At 37.7% G+C, this 15,257-nt stretch carries 16 protein-coding genes; 7 read left to right on the forward strand and 9 right to left on the reverse strand.

Features of this window, described 5'->3' with window-relative positions:
• Nucleotides 1–8: 8 nt before the first annotated feature.
• From H5159_RS17145 to H5159_RS17155, 3 genes are all read right to left on the reverse strand, one after another.
• The gene (locus H5159_RS17145) at nt 9–824 is read right to left on the reverse strand and encodes a class I SAM-dependent methyltransferase (RefSeq protein WP_182671071.1); all 816 of its coding nucleotides are present in this window, start codon (nt 822–824) and stop codon (nt 9–11) included.
• Nucleotides 825–827: 3 nt separating this feature from the next.
• Nucleotides 828–1,229 (reverse strand): hypothetical protein, encoded by a 402-nt coding sequence (locus H5159_RS17150; protein WP_002960599.1) that lies wholly within the window; start codon nt 1,227–1,229, stop codon nt 828–830.
• Nucleotides 1,230–1,296: 67 nt separating this feature from the next.
• Nucleotides 1,297–1,716 (reverse strand): DUF3429 domain-containing protein, encoded by a 420-nt coding sequence (locus tag H5159_RS17155; RefSeq protein ID WP_182692533.1) that lies wholly within the window; start codon nt 1,714–1,716, stop codon nt 1,297–1,299.
• 281 nt (nt 1,717–1,997) lie between these two features.
• On the opposite strand from H5159_RS17155, the gene ahpC reads away from it, so the two are divergent.
• Together ahpC and ahpF are read left to right on the forward strand one after the other, a co-directional pair.
• Nucleotides 1,998–2,567, forward strand: a complete 570-nt coding sequence (gene ahpC / locus H5159_RS17160; RefSeq protein WP_002960601.1) for an alkyl hydroperoxide reductase subunit C — start codon at nt 1,998–2,000, stop codon at nt 2,565–2,567.
• Nucleotides 2,568–2,722: 155 nt separating this feature from the next.
• Nucleotides 2,723–4,297 carry an alkyl hydroperoxide reductase subunit F gene (gene ahpF / locus H5159_RS17165; RefSeq protein ID WP_182780724.1) on the forward strand — a complete coding sequence of 525 codons (1,575 nt, stop codon included), beginning with the start codon at nt 2,723–2,725 and terminating at the stop codon, nt 4,295–4,297.
• A gap of 117 nt (nt 4,298–4,414) precedes the next feature.
• Here ahpF and H5159_RS17170 read toward each other — a convergent pair whose 3' ends face one another.
• The 4 genes from H5159_RS17170 to H5159_RS17185 form a co-directional block, all read right to left on the reverse strand.
• Entirely contained in the window at nt 4,415–4,672 is a 258-nt protein-coding gene (locus H5159_RS17170; RefSeq protein WP_182780725.1) for a hypothetical protein, read from the reverse strand.
• Nucleotides 4,673–4,730: 58 nt separating this feature from the next.
• Nucleotides 4,731–6,749 (reverse strand): ATP-binding protein, encoded by a 2,019-nt coding sequence (locus H5159_RS17175; protein WP_182711688.1) that lies wholly within the window; start codon nt 6,747–6,749, stop codon nt 4,731–4,733.
• A gap of 172 nt (nt 6,750–6,921) precedes the next feature.
• Complete coding sequence (locus tag H5159_RS17180; protein ID WP_002960604.1) at nt 6,922–7,143, reverse strand: hypothetical protein; 222 nt, start codon at nt 7,141–7,143, stop codon at nt 6,922–6,924.
• A gap of 205 nt (nt 7,144–7,348) precedes the next feature.
• The gene (locus tag H5159_RS17185) at nt 7,349–8,122 is read right to left on the reverse strand and encodes an undecaprenyl-diphosphate phosphatase (RefSeq protein WP_182780726.1); all 774 of its coding nucleotides are present in this window, start codon (nt 8,120–8,122) and stop codon (nt 7,349–7,351) included.
• Between the two features lie 236 nt (nt 8,123–8,358).
• Between H5159_RS17185 and H5159_RS17190 the strand changes: the two genes are divergently transcribed.
• Genes H5159_RS17190 through H5159_RS17200 form a run of 3 tightly spaced genes read left to right on the forward strand, consistent with a single transcriptional unit; the run spans nt 8,359 to nt 10,480 of the window.
• Complete coding sequence (locus tag H5159_RS17190) at nt 8,359–8,646, forward strand: hypothetical protein (RefSeq protein ID WP_182692528.1); 288 nt, start codon at nt 8,359–8,361, stop codon at nt 8,644–8,646.
• On the forward strand, nt 8,643–10,238 hold the full coding sequence (locus H5159_RS17195; protein WP_182753073.1) for a PepSY domain-containing protein: 1,596 nt from the start codon (nt 8,643–8,645) through the stop codon (nt 10,236–10,238). The genes H5159_RS17190 and H5159_RS17195 overlap by 4 nt, the downstream gene beginning before the upstream one ends.
• Complete coding sequence (locus H5159_RS17200; protein WP_165723373.1) at nt 10,235–10,480, forward strand: hypothetical protein; 246 nt, start codon at nt 10,235–10,237, stop codon at nt 10,478–10,480. The genes H5159_RS17195 and H5159_RS17200 overlap by 4 nt, the downstream gene beginning before the upstream one ends.
• Before the next feature lie 9 nt (nt 10,481–10,489).
• Here H5159_RS17200 and H5159_RS17205 read toward each other — a convergent pair whose 3' ends face one another.
• Nucleotides 10,490–11,326 (reverse strand): patatin family protein, encoded by an 837-nt coding sequence (locus H5159_RS17205; RefSeq protein ID WP_182780727.1) that lies wholly within the window; start codon nt 11,324–11,326, stop codon nt 10,490–10,492.
• A gap of 167 nt (nt 11,327–11,493) precedes the next feature.
• Here H5159_RS17205 and H5159_RS17210 point away from each other — a divergent pair, with 167 nt between their 5' ends.
• Nucleotides 11,494–12,366 (forward strand): SMP-30/gluconolactonase/LRE family protein, encoded by an 873-nt coding sequence (locus tag H5159_RS17210; protein WP_165723371.1) that lies wholly within the window; start codon nt 11,494–11,496, stop codon nt 12,364–12,366.
• A gap of 238 nt (nt 12,367–12,604) precedes the next feature.
• Here the strand turns inward: H5159_RS17210 and H5159_RS17215 are convergent, their stop codons facing one another.
• On the reverse strand, nt 12,605–14,044 hold the full coding sequence (locus H5159_RS17215; RefSeq protein ID WP_182780728.1) for a diguanylate cyclase domain-containing protein: 1,440 nt from the start codon (nt 14,042–14,044) through the stop codon (nt 12,605–12,607).
• A gap of 197 nt (nt 14,045–14,241) precedes the next feature.
• On the opposite strand from H5159_RS17215, the gene H5159_RS17220 reads away from it, so the two are divergent.
• Nucleotides 14,242–15,141, forward strand: coding sequence for a cation diffusion facilitator family transporter (locus H5159_RS17220; protein WP_182780729.1), 900 nt, complete (start codon nt 14,242–14,244; stop codon nt 15,139–15,141).
• The last annotated feature ends 116 nt before the right edge of the window (nt 15,142–15,257 follow it).

Below are 15,257 nucleotides of genomic sequence, written 5' to 3' on the forward strand. Positions count from 1 at the left end.
GCTATTAATTAGCGATAAAACTCATTTAGCCATTGTTGCCAATCGCTTTCAAGATGTAGCATTTGCTGATGCTTTTTAGCGTTTAGATGCTTGGCTTCGTCCTCGCTTGCCACATAAGGCCCAACGCGGCATAGGGGGCAATGGTTAGATGTTAAGTATGCAGGCTTTGTAAGGCGTGAGCTTAATTCGCTAGTATGTTTATCGAGACTTTTTGGGCTGAAAACGTAAGTTATGCCGCTTGTGTCTTTAACGTGTTTGTCGCGGTCAACATTACGAATTTTATAACCTTCAAAATGGCTAATATCAAATGGGATTTGGCCTAAGTAATCTGCGGTTAAACCGTTATTTAAACTCCCCTCTATATTCCATTCTCGATAAGGTTTTACATCCTTTGAGGTGATGTAACAAAGCATTGGCCCATTTTTATCAAGCGCGTATTCGTTAGCATATTTAATAAATTGGTGCAGTAAAGCGCGGTTTAATACGTTCATACTGGTTTGGCGCGTGTTGTTTTCAAACGCTTCTCGGCCAACAAATGCAGGTATAAGCGGAAACTGAAAAATAACCACATCAAAGCTGTGCTGGTTTTCACTTAGAGCTTGCCAACATGCATGGTTTGTTACATCAAAACTATTAAGTACCTCAACGTTATGCGCTTTTAAGTTGCTAAGTGCATTGTGCTGGTATTTTTGCTCAATAGTAGTTTGGTCATCGTAAGTGGATGCAACCAAAGCTTTTGGCGATAGATGAGTGTAAATAGCGTTCGAAAACGATAAATCGCCATCGCCTACGGTGAGTATTCGCCATTGAGGATTTAAATACATATTTTATTTAGCGTTTATGTTTGTAGCAGTATTATTTATATCGCTATTTGTTTGTGAGTCTTTTGCTAGTAAACGATGAAACGCAAGTCTGGTTTTTAACCCTTCAATAGCGATTTGTTTAATAATAAGATTAAAGGTAATTAAAATGGCAAAGGCAATATGAATAGGGCCGTGAGTAAATCCTGCATCTGTATCGTACAGTGTTAAACCGAATAGCAAAAATAAGACGACTAAAAATATTTCGAGTAATTGACTTGAATAAAAGCTTAAACGACCTTCGCTTTTATGATCTTTTTTAATGCGAATAGCACAAAAAAATGGGATCACTTTGATTTTAAATGCAGCGTTTTTTTCTACGTAGTTTTCGCCAAGTTCGTCGAGTTGTTGGCGTAGTTGGTCAATCATGGTGTGTCCTCAAATAGCAGTGCGCGAATATTACCTTATTACCACGCAATATTTAAGTTTACAGCTGTTATTTAGGGTAAATACTCATACCAATAGTAAGGATATGACACACAAACACAACAGAGGTAAGTACAAAGCGCATTTTTTGATAATCTTTATGATAGGTTTGCCATTGCGGCGTGGCTTTTTCAAATATAAGTACTAACCAAAAACTAGCACCTAAACAAGCGAGTGCCCACTCAACAGGTAAAAATGATAAAAATGGTATAGGTATTACAGGAACAACAGCTTTTATCGCATTGCTATAAGTTTGCTCTCCGGCGCGCCATAAGTTACCCGCCATAAATGCTAAAATGGCGATACTGTAAAAAGTAAAAAACTCCAAGTTAAGGCTATTACTGCCAAACATGAGCGGCCAACCTACACACCCTAAAAACGGGATTAAGCCTAGGTAACCTAGCTGTATATGGTTAACAAATTTTTCCATTACGGTGTGCCTTATATTTAATGACTTATCTGAAGCGCGGCTATTGTAGCAGTATTGCGATTAGCGGTCTTAATAATTCGCCAGCGTTTACAATTCACATAATGCATACGATAACAATGATTACATAGTTCAACCCAAAAAACCGATTGTTTTAATCTAAACAATCAATTTTATTTAATTTCCCATTGGCCTTATTGTATTAATCAAGCCAACGCAGAAGGTCGTTTAAAACGAAAGCGTTGATTACTTTTAAAATACATAAACACAGATGAGGAAATACCATGAGCACTTCATTAATCAATACAAAATTACAACCATTCAATGCAACCGCTTACCACAACGGTGACTTTGTAGAATTGTCTGAAAAAGATGTTCTAGGTAAATGGTCTATCTTCTTCTTTTACCCAGCAGACTTTACATTTGTATGTCCTACCGAATTAGGTGACCTTGCAGATTACTATGCACAACTTCAAGAAATGGGCGTAGAAGTTTACTCAGTATCTACTGACACTCATTTTACTCACAAAGCATGGCATGACACGTCAGACACTATCGGTAAAATTACTTACCCAATGATTGGCGACCCAACAGGGCGTATCACACGTAGCTTTGGTGTAATGATTGAAGAAGAAGGTTTAGCACTTCGCGGTACATTTGTAATGAACCCAGAAGGCGAAATTAAAGTAATCGAAACTCACGATTTAGGAATTGGCCGAAGCGCTAAAGAACTAGTTCGTAAAGTACAAGCTGCACAATACATTGCAACTCACGATGGTGAAGTTTGCCCTGCATCTTGGCAGCCAGGTGAAGACACACTTGCACCTTCACTAGATTTAGTTGGTAAAATCTAAATATAGGTTTACCCACTTTTATAAGGGCAGGTAACTGCCCTTAAATCAACGAACATTCGTTTGTTGGTGCCTCCTATATCAATATACTTGTTTAAGCACATGCATTATTTGGCATGGGAGGCTTGCTGTTTAAATTTTCCTAAAAGGGTTAAGCCATGTTAGATAACAACATAAAAAATCAATTAAAAAGCCATTTCGAATCGCTTACTCAACCTGTTGAGCTGCTTATTGCCTTGGATGACAGCAAAAAATCAGCAGAAGTAGAAAGCTTAGCAAACGATTTAGCCTCACTAAGCGATAAATTTACTGTAATAAGCAATCCTGATACAAGCGCCCGTCGCCCGTCAATGGTTGTACATTCGCCTATTAAAAAAACTCATGTTACGTTTGCAGGCGTACCTATGGGTCATGAATTCACAAGTTTAGTGTTAGCACTTTTGCATACTGGCGGACACGCAAGTAAAGCTAAAAGCGAAGACATTGAGCAAATACAATCGCTTACTCAAGAGCTGAACTTTGAAGTATACATAAGTTTAAGTTGCCAAACGTGCCCGCAAGTAGTGCAAGCACTTAACACTATGGCAGCGACAAACAGTAATATTAAAGCCACCATGATTGACGGTGCATTATTTCAAGATGAAGTAGAAGAACGAAATATTTTAGCTGTTCCGGCTGTATATTTAAATGGCGAACCATTTAGCCAAGGTGCACTAAGCCTTACTGACATACTTAACAAAGTAGATAGCAAAGGGGCTGCTAAACAAGCAGCAGCGCTAAGCGAAAAAGACGAGTTTGATGTACTGGTAGTTGGTGGCGGCCCAGCGGGCGCGTCGGCTGCAATTTACTCAGCACGAAAAGGGTTAAATACAGGCATTGTTGCTGATAGATTTGGTGGACAAGTTGCCGATACACTAGCAATAGAGAACTTTATTTCGATTAAAGCGACTGAAGGGCCTAAATTGGTTGCCCAGCTTGAAGAGCACGTTAAAGAATACGATGTAGATGTAATGCATAATCAGCGTGCAGCGGCACTTGGTTATAACAATGGTTACGAAATTACACTAGAAAATGGCGCAGTACTTAAAGCTAAGTCGCTCGTACTTGCAACTGGTGCACGCTGGCGCGAAATGAACGTACCAGGTGAGCAAGAGTATCGTGGCCACGGTGTGGCATATTGCCCACATTGCGACGGCCCTTTATTTAAAGGCAAACCTGTTGCTGTAATTGGTGGTGGTAATTCAGGTATAGAAGCGGCAATCGATTTAGCTAATATTGTGCAAAGCGTTACGGTACTTGAATTTGCAGACGCACTACGAGCCGATGAAGTGCTTATTCGTAAAGCTAAAAGCATGGCTAATATTACTATTATAAAAAGTGCACAAACAACCGAAGTACTTGGTGATGGTAAAAAAGTAACTGGCTTAATGTACACAGATAGAGTGTCGGGGGAGAGCAAAGAGCTTGAACTTGCCGGTATATTTGTACAAATAGGCTTAATACCAAATACCGAGTGGTTAAAAGACAGCGACCTTGAATTAAGCAAATTTGGTGAAATACTAATTGATGCTAAAGGCGCAACTTCATTACCAGGCATTTATGGCGCGGGGGATGCAACCAATACTCCGTTTAAACAAATTATTATTGCAATGGGCAGCGGTGCAACAGCAAGCTTAGGCGCATTTGATTATTTAATTCGTCACTCTGAAGAAGCTGATCAAAGCGCTGCTTAATGTAATTAGTAAAAACTCTCTTGATATAACAGCAAGGCTACACCCATAGCTGTTTGTTAACCCAAGCCGCCCTTCTCCAAAGGCGGCTTTTTTAATGCTTAAGAATTAGCACACGATTTAATCGCACCCACTACCAGAATCGCCGCCGCAATTTGTATAAGAATGTGATGAGTTACTGCTAGAGGAAGCTGTTGAGTCACTGCCAGTATAAGCAGATGATCCACGTGATGACTTAGCACTGATAAATGTAACTAACAGCAATACGCCTGATACGATAACTATTGTTATTGATGAGCTCCATTGCCCAGTGGAAACGCCTTTAAATACTGCAACAATAAGGACAGTTAGTAATATAGTTCTAGTTATGTTTTTCATTGTTAATGCCTTATCTAACTATATTTAGCACGCGGTTAAGTGTGCAAAGCTAATATTTTTAAAGCTTTAGTAATTGCGCCGCTGACGCAATAGCGACTTCTAAAGAATGCATTTTAAACGGTTTTGAAATAAACATATCCATACCAGCTTGTTTGCACGCTAATTTATCTTGCGATGAAGTATTGGCTGTAAGGGCAACAATATAGGTTGAATCGTGCGGACAGATACTTTTTGATCGCAGTTGTTTTGTAGCCTCAAAACCATCGAGTATAGGCATAATACAATCCATAAAAATAAGATCGTAATGCTTTTGCTCGCATTTAAATATGGCATCTTGCCCATCTACTGCAAAGTCTGGCTTTATATTGAGTTTATTAAGCGACGCATCAAGAACTAGCCTGTTTATGTCGTTGTCATCCACCACTAAAACAGAAAGCTTAGAAGCGTTAATGTTTATTTTTGATAGCGGATTTAGCTCTACTTTTTGCTCTTTACCTAGCTCTATAGGGATACTTAGCGAAAAAGTAGTTCCCTGATTAACTTTACTACTGACCTTGATTGTTCCACCCATGTACTCAACAAGTTCTTTAACTATTGCGAGGCCAAGTCCTGTGCCTCCTTTACTGTTTTTAGCATCTACTTCTTGAGTAAAAGGGGAGAATAAAGATTCAAGAAATTGGCTAGTCATGCCTCTTCCCGTATCGGCGACTTTAATGTTTAGCGTTAATTTATTATTGTTATTAATCACAGACGTGTGCAGTTTTACGCAACCACGCTCAGTAAATTTTAACGCATTACTTAATAAGTTGGAGGTAATTTGACTTAGGCGTGTGTTATCGCAATATGCCCAGCAGCTATCAGAAATTTCATTTTTTACTTCTAGTTCTACATTGCTGTTTTTAAATAACGGGGTGTACAAAGAAATGAGATCAGTAAATGTTGTATTTAATAAAACATCCGTGGGTTCTAGTTTTAACTCACCGTGGTTAATTTTAGAAAAATCGAGTACTTCGTTTATTATGCTCAAGAGTATATCTGCGCTACGCAGCGCGACTTTTATTTTTTCGGTTCTCTTTTGTTCGTTATGTTCATCTATTAACGTAGTAAGCATGCCCGTAATGCCATTTAGCGGTGTTCTAAGTTCGTGGCTTATTTTTGCAAAAAGCATGCTTCTATCTTCGAGTAATCGCTCGGCTTGTTCTTGTTTATTTTTAAGCTCTTCTCTTAAAGCCACTGCTTCGGTAATATTTTGAAAGGTACCAAACAAACGTACACAGGTATCACCGTCAAATTCGGCTTCACCAAATGTAGATACCCAAATGGTCTGATTTTTGGCTGTAATAATTTCAAGCTCTAGATGCCACTTTTCGCCGTGTTGTATAGCAAGCTCAACTGCTTTACTTATTTCGTCTCTGCTTGTACCTTCTTTATAAAAGTTAACTGCAGATTCAATTTCAGGCTGATAGTTTTCGTCAACTTGATGGATTTGTTTAGTTTGCTGACTCCAATAAATTTTATTATTAGTAAGGTCAACTTCCCACGTGCCTATATTTGCTATGCTTTCTAGTTTTAATAAGCTATTGCTGTTTTTTATTAATTTTTCTTTAGTGATGCTGCGAGCTAGTTCTGCCCCTAACCACTGCGCAAATAGCTCAATATAGTCGTAGGCGGCATCTGTAAATACTGGAGATTGATTGGCAGAAGAAAAATTTACAGTTCCAAATATATCGGTACCTATTTTAATAGGTGCCCCAATATATGACTCAAGTTTAAAGTTTGCATAGCAAGGATGGTCAGCAATTGCGCTTTGTGAGACGTTATGAAATGCAAGTGCAGAACCCGCAGTAAGAGTGTGTACACAATAGGTGCCATCTAAATCAAATTGAGTACCTATTTCTAATGCATTATCTGGCGTAATGGCATGTAGCACGGTATAGCAGTTTTTCTCGACCTTACTAATAATAGCTAAATCAAGGTTAAACACTTTAAGTCCAAATGCTAGTAGCTGATGGGTTTTTTCATCAAAGTCTAAGCTTTGGTTAGATACTATGTCGTGAAATTGCCTAAGAAAATTCAATAGTAAATATCCTGTTGGTTTTAGAACTGAGTCTATAGCTTGATAAAGCACTAGTTTAACAAAAAAATTAAATATATTTAGTTAATTATTACTTTATATAAACTTTCTCTAATTAAGCACAACTGATTTAAACACAAACTGCGAGTAAGTTGCTCGCAGCTTATTGTGTATATTAGTAGGTTGAGTTTGGTGTGTACTCAGGGTTGATATCGCCGTCTACTTCCTCTGGGTCAACATCGTTAATAAGCAGTGTTTCACGTACAGCTTCAATGTGATCAAGTACGCTTTGGTAGCGCTCGCCATATTCATACTTTGTCACTTCAATCGCTTTAGGCATGTAAGTAAAAGCTATTTTTAGGGCGTGGAGTGCTTCTTCGTTTATTTTTTCGCTCATAATGTTCTCTTATGTGTAGGCTATAGCTAACCTGAGTTCTGAATAATAAATCTATCTCAAGCAGCTTTTTTAGTGCTAACTGCGTTGAATTTCCTTGCAATAGACCAGCTATTGACGCGTAAATTTGCCTTGTTTTCACCAAAAATTTCTAGCTAGAGAGAGACAGACTTAAATATCGTTATTATTTACAGTGTTTTTAAATCTCTTAACCAGAATTTAGGTTAGTTAGTAAAATAACACCAAATATGATTCGGTAAAGACCAAAACTAACAAAAGTGAAATTTTCTAGAAAGCGTATGAATAGTTTAATAGTAAAATAAGCAACTATAAAAGACGTTAAAAAACCTACAGCAAGGGCAGTTAGGTCATCTAAGCTAAACAGTTGGTAATGTTTAAGTAAGTCGTACCCTGAGGCTGCTGCAAGTACAGGTAAACCAAGTAAAAATGAAAATTCAGCGCTGGTTTTTCGGTTTAAACCACACAACATGGCACCAACAATAGAGCTCCCAGCACGACTAGTCCCCGGAATTAACGCAAATACTTGTGCTACGCCAATCCAAAGTGCTTGTTTATAAGTAACTTGGGTTACATCGGTAGTTGTGCAGTGAGCCTCTTTATAACTGCGCTCTAATAGTAAAAAGATCACACCGCCTACAATAAACATAACACCTACTACTGGTACGCTAAACAGTGTTTTTATTACATCACTAAATATAAAACCAATAATACCCAAAGGAATAAATGCAATGGCAACTTTCACCCATAAATTGAAATATTTAGGGCTAAACTTGTCTTTATAGTTGGCTAGTACCGCCAAAATGGCGGCAAGTTGGATAATGACTTCGAAGGCGAGGTTAGTGTCTGTTGATTCAATGCCTAACCACTTTGACGCTACAATTAAGTGCCCAGTTGATGATATGGGTAAAAATTCTGTTATACCTTCAATAATACCTAAAATAATCGCGTTAATTATATCCACGGTTTACTGCTTCCTGAAAAATTAAAAAGCCCGAACTCGGCTTAACTGAAATGACGCATTACTGCGTACCTAAATTGCGAGGCGTAGCATAAAAGCTCTTAAAGCAAACCAACAGTATTTTTAGACTTAATGTGTTTAATAAATTGCATTAAGTGTTAAATGCACAATATAATAACAATTGTTATCATTTGCATATGATGTTTTGTATATGTTTGGGCAAATTTAATGAGCGAATAATGAATAATAAAAAAACGTTTACAGCTACACGGCGAAGGCACCTAATTGCATGTGTGCTAGCGCTAATTACTGCGGTAATAATGATTCCGGGTATGACAACTTATTTACCGTTTCAAATGAATGAACAAATATTACTGCCTATTTTACTCTTTCCTGTTATTTGGACTGCGTTGTTTATTTATGCGTATTTGGCGCAAAAGGTATGGCAACCGTTTGTTGTAATGTTTGCACTGTGTGTATTACATGGTTTATTGAGTTTTTGGGCGTTAACGCAGGGGCAGGGATGAAGTCGATTACTTTAAAAAAGCTATTTTTATTACATAGCTGGGTAGGAATTATTACTGCTGTACTGCTATTTATTGTTGCATTTAGTGGGGCGTTAGCAGTGCTGTCGCGACCTGAGTTAAAAATATGGGCAAATCCAGAGCTACAATCTAGCCAACACGTTGCCAGCGCGCAAATTAATCGACTAGTAAACGAATACCATAAACAGGTGCCTAGTGAATTTGGCGAAAACATTCATGTGTTTTTACCAAGTGGACATAACTTTCATTTATTAACGTTGGTATTTGAATCCCACCATGGCGATGAAAACTATGACCAAGAGGTGGCCAGAGTATTTCAATTTCATCCCAATACATTGGCGCTGGAAAATACTTACTATGGGCCTAGTAAAGAATTTTACGCTAATAAAAAAACGGATGCGCCAACTTATATAGGTGAGTTTCATGCAGATTTGCATTTAGGGCGACCAATTGGGTTAATACTCACTGGTTTTTTAGGTTTAACACTTTTAGTAAGTGCAGTGACAGGCTTGTTTATTCATCGTAAATTGATAAAAGAGCTCTTTACGTTTAGGCGAGATAAAGGATTAGATATTGCAGTAAGCGATGCTCATAAGGTCATAGGTATTTGGGGCAGCGTATTTAATATTGTAATTGGTTTTACAGGATCATTTTTAGGGCTTGCGACCGTTATTTTATTACCAGCAGCTGCGTTTGTGAGCTTTGGTGGCGATCAAGATAAGTTAATAGAAACGTTTACCGCTATTCCTGAGCCGGTAGTTAGCCACATTAAGCAACCTACAAAAATAGACACTATTTTAGACAATGCTCATAGTCGTTACCCTGAAGCAATAATTAGGGATGTCACAATAATGGCGCATAACGATGCGAATGCGCAGGTGTATTTGCGTTTGTTAGGTGGCGAGGCTGTTGCTTCTCAATTACTGCATTATAAAGGCAATGGTGAGTTTGTGCAGTCGATGAGTAGTTTTGGTGATATTTCAGGTGTTTCGATAAAAGTAATTGAGTTGATGTTTCCGCTGCACTTTGGGAACTTTGCAGGGGTGTTTGTAAAATTACTTTGGGTATTGCTTGGCTTAAGTACTGCGCTTTTACCTATTTCGGGCATGATGATGTGGCTAGCAAAGCGTACACGTGGCAGTAGCCCGTCGCTGAGTGTGCAGGCATATGCACGCTGGAATCGTTTTATTATTGGTAGTTGTGGAGGCTTGGTATTAGCAAGCTTTGTGTTATTTCCTTTGCAAGTTGTACTTAATTATACCGTTATTGGTGTGGCGCAAAATAGCTTTTTTGGACCCGTGTTTTTTTATACGTGGTTGGCATGGTTACTCTTAAGTGTATTGCCTATAGGTTATAAAAACTATTTTAAGCTGACTCTTTTGCTATGCGGCGCTTCGCTTGCTTTGGTGCTGCCGCTCAATATTATATTTGGCGTGAGCAATGTTATTAACCTTAATAGCTCGCTTGTCGCGATAGTAGATATAAGTTTTATGGTGGTGGGTATCGCGTGTATTTTTGGTGCCTTAAAAATAAAAAACACACAAAAATTACAAGCAGAGGTACAACCCGCATGAACGAACTACTAATTATAATTGCCATGGTAAGTCTATTATTAATGATGCTTAATATACGCAAAAACACACTCACAATACCCACTAAAGCTTTTTTATGTACACTGCTATTTAGTTTAGCGCTGATATGCTTTATGAGTGTTTATGGTATTTTAGGCGGTGCAATATGCACCGTTGTAGGAGCTATGTTAGCAGGGTTACTAACTGCAGTTATTGCGGGTAAAGCGCCGCAATTATTAGGGTAAAAAATGCAGTTATTTAGCTAAAAAGGCCTTAGCAGCATCAACTCCCATATTGTAACCACTATTAAGTATTTCAAACTTTTTAGTGGTTCGGCCAACTTTAAAATTAGCTGGTGGAGCAATAATATTGATTTTGCAGTCATTTGGTGGATTCATAATAAAATCGATAGACTTATTATAAAAATCAGCCCTATCTAAGGTCGCTTGAACTAATGCAGGATAGTTTTTATACATTTTTTTAGTAAGCCAAGGTGCCTTACTTGGTTTTTTACGATAGCCTAAACATTGAGACAAAATAACGGTGATTTCGCGTGCACCCATTTCGTAAGCTTTTATAACCGGAATTGAATCAGCAACACCGCCATCGGTCATCGCTATGTCATTAATAATAGGGTAGTCACGATATGCAATGGGTATAGCGCATGATGCTTTTAATTGATGCACCATATCGGCGCTGGTGGCTTTTAAATAGTGTGCTTTGCCTGATTCGATTGCCGTAGATACAATATAAAACTCTTGTGGAGTTTGTTCGAATACCTCTGTATGAAGGCGTATTTCGCGAATTGTTTCTTGCCATAACCAATCTAAATCAAATAAATGACCACCTTTAATAAAGCGCGCTAAATTAATAAATTCAGGACGGCATGAATAGTCGGTAATCACTTTATAATTTCGCATTGGTTGTTTGCATAAAAATGTGGCTATATTAGTTGCTCCGGCTGAAACACCAAAATAGCGTTCAAATGGCTGGTATTGCTGTTTTAAAAACTCATCAAGCACACCAGCGGCAAATATACCGCGCATTGCACCGCCTTCAACGACGAGTGTGTTTTTATTATTGTTGTTCATGGCCAATCCTTTTTATGAAATTTGATGTTATCAACTCAGTCTAAAAAATGCGATAGAGATTACTGAAGATGATAAAAAATTAAAGCCGGGTACACATCGCGAAACTCACTGCTTTCTGGTAAGGTTTAGTATTACAAGACTTTGTTAATAATAAAGAATAACTACTTATGTTTGATCCTAGCGTAACCATTTTTGAAAGCACACAGAGTCAGCTTGCAGAAAGTCCTCTTTGGCATCCTATGCTGAACACTTTTTTTTGGGTCGATATAAATAAAAAATTACTTTTAAGCAAAAATATACACAGCGAAAGCCAACTAAAAACCGTGAATATGCCCGATACGCTCAGTGCAATAGCGTGGATTGATGAGCAGCACTTATTGCTAGGGACAAGTACTGGTATATACAAATACCATATTAATTCAAGCACTCGCCATCTTATCCTTAGTATTGAAAATACACAGCTAAATCGACGTTCAAACGACGGCCGTGCTGATCCATGGGGTGGCTTTTGGTTAAGTACAATGGATGTAAATGCTAAAAAAGGGGATGGTATAATATACCGTTATTATAAAAACCAGCTTAAAGCCGTTGTAAGTGGTTTGAGTATCCCAAATGGATTGTGTTTTGATAAGTCCCGTTTACGCGGTTATTACTGCGACTCTTTAACTAGTTGCATTTATGTATTAGATTTGGATGAGAAAACTGGTGAGCCTTGCGCTGAGCCACGTGTTTTTTATCAATTTAATAATACTGATGTTGACCCCGATGGCTGCGTAACCGATAAATTAGGCAATTTGTGGCTAGCTGTTTGGGGAATGGGATGTGTTATGTGTTTATCCCCAAGCGGTGAGCTAATTAAAACAATAGAGCTTTGTGCATTAAAACCGACGTGCACCGCCTTCGGTGGTGAAAATGCTGAGTTGCTACTTGTAACATCGGCATTTGATGAAGCGATTAATAATACTGTTGGTGAACAAGGCGCTGTATTTCAGATCTCCGGTATAAAAAAAGGGCAGTTTGAGCCGCCCGTTTTACTGTAACTTGTAATTTTCAGTGATGATTAGCTTTTAGGCGTAACCCACATAATACCACTTCTTTTTTAGTTACTAAAACCTCAGTACTGGCGATAATTGGTTGCTCACTTTCAACGCCTTACTTAGCTTACTACGCGTAAATCACTGAGTAGTTGTATTGTTTATAATTTCAGGTGTATGGATTATCACTACAGCAAACTTTAAACCACTAAAACTCACTGCAGTGAGCCACCTTAGTCGGTTTTTAAAAACTAGCTATTTTATTTCTACCTGTTTCTTTTGCGTTATAAAGGGCTATGTCGGCGTTAGTTATAACCTCTTTGGGTTTTGTTTTGTGATTGGGTATGAAACTATAAAACCCAATGCTTAAAGTGAGGTATTTACTGACAGTTGAAAAGTTATGTTCAATTGCGAGTTCTGCGATTTTTTCCTGAATAAGAACAGCAAACCTTTGACAGTGTTCTGTGTCGACTGCAGGTAAAACTATCGCAAATTCTTCACCCCCGAAACGAGCTGCTAGATCACCTTCGCGTTTACAAATATAGTGTAGCGCTTTGGCCACTCGCTTTAGCACTTCATCGCCAAGCTGATGCCCATAGTTATCGTTATAACGCTTAAAAAAATCAATATCACACATAATTAAACTGATAGATTCTTTATTACGTGCACAACGCTTAATTTCGCATTTTAAAGTCTGATCAAAACAACGTCTATTAGCAATGTTTGTAAGGCCATCCGTATTGACTTGTTTATTGAGTTTTTGGTTGGCGTTAATGAGTTGCTGCTGAGTTTGTTGAAGCTCTTGCTTATAATTTAAATTTTTGAAAGCATTAGCAAGCATTTCACCTACTAACCTTAGGCGAATAAGGTCTAAATCTGTCCAGTCTTGCTTTTGAATTACACAATCACAGCCAATAAAGCCAACCAGTTCTTTGTCATAGCGTAAACCAATGCAAAGTACCGATTTTATTTCTTGTCGCTGGAAAATCGTTTTTTCGCTCATTGCTTGAATGGGGAGCAAAGATACATCATTCACTCTGAATAAATGGGAACGGGCCATCGAACTAAAAAAATAAGGGAGGTCGCTTTTTAAAAGGTTTTGTAAGTCGTCTTTAAAAGCTTTGATACCATCATTGACCCATTCGTGAGTGTTATTAATAGTTTTACCATCTTCGGCAAACTTAAAAAGATAACTCCTATCGGCATTGCAAACCGTACCGACTGCTTTTAATGCATAGTTAATATGCTTATCAACATCGTCATTTTGAATATCAATTAAGTCAGTTGAGATGTTCGATATAATATTATCAAAATCATATTGTTCATCCACGTTGTTATTTAATATATCGATAATAATAATGGAGTTTGAATTAGGTAAATTTGCAAATTTTACGTTGAGTAGCAATTTGGATGATTGTTTCGATAAAATAAACTGGCATTGGTTATTTGCCGTAAAATAATCAAAGAATAGCTCCTCGATCAACAGATTTTTTTTACTGTGATGATTGGTTAAAGTGATGTGTGAAAAATCAGTTTTATAAAAATGTGATTGGTCTTTTAAGTCAAACAAGTCCTGTGCCTGGCTGTTAACTTTAAATATATCTTCATTGGCATCATAAAGTAATACACAAAACGGCAATAACTCCAAGTTTTGCCATGCTTCTTCTGATAGGTTATTACTCACTCAACTCTCCATGTGTCCAAGCCATAATTAAATTCTTTTTCTTTACTAACTATTAGCATATTTTTTTTGATTTACTAAGTTTTTAGTGCGTTTGCGGGCAGTACGTATTATAATTGATACTGTATATCATTACCCATTTCTACTCTAAGCCATCTTTGGCTTATTTGCACTTTAAGTATAGGTTATTCAAGCATTTCATGACAGAAATCACTACACACCAAGCTTCTCGTCGTCGGTTACTCATTGCGCTAGCAATTACGTGTTCGTTTATGGTAATTCAGGTTATAGGTGCTTATTATTCTAATTCGCTTGCTGTTCTTGCTGATGCGGGGCATTTGTTTGTTCACAATAGCTCGTTATTCATCGCACTGATAGCATCAAGTCTCGCTATTCATTTTGCCAAAACCTATAACGATGGCCATCAACGAGCAGAGCTTTTTGGTGGCCTAGTGAACGGGTTTTTATACCTAGCAATCAGTTTAATTATTTTGTATGAAGGTGGTGAGCGCTATATACACCAACATGAAGGAAATGAGCTGGCTATCAATAGTTATTTAATGTCGGTTATTGCTGCTATTGGTTTTTTATTTCATGGGGCTGCTGCATGGGTTTTATATAAAGGCCGCAAAGCGAGTATTAATGTGTACGCGGTATTTTTACACTCATTCTTTGATCTGATTTCTACCGTATCGACATTTGTTGCCGGTATTCTTATATATTTTACAGGCTGGGTTGTAATCGATATTTTATCGAGTATGTTAATTGCTTCTTTCGTATTATTCACCGGTATTAAGGTCATAATTAGTTGTATAAAAGGTTTACGCCTAAATAAAGCGAAACTTCCTAAAGTTACTGATATTGAAAGTAAAATTACAGATATGGAACATGTTCATAATGTCCATAATGTCACTGTAACGCGCAAATATAATGGTATTGTAGTAGGCGCACACGTTGTCCTTAAACAACATTGTACGATTGAAAAACATGATGAAGCGTGTCGTATGAAAGTAGAGCAATTATTAGCCGAAAAATTTAATGTACGTAATAGTGTATTACAAATTGAAAGCCATGAATGCCATCATATCCAGAACGCTTAAATTACTGTAACCACATTCGGTAGCAAATAACGCTAAAGCACACGCTGTAATACCTGAGCCACAGCTAAACTGTAACTGTCGCGCATCATCAACCACGTCACTAAATATCGCTTTAA

The sequence above is a fragment of the Pseudoalteromonas sp. SG43-1 genome, from assembly GCF_014164415.1.
GTDB lineage: Bacteria > Pseudomonadota > Gammaproteobacteria > Enterobacterales > Alteromonadaceae > Pseudoalteromonas > Pseudoalteromonas distincta.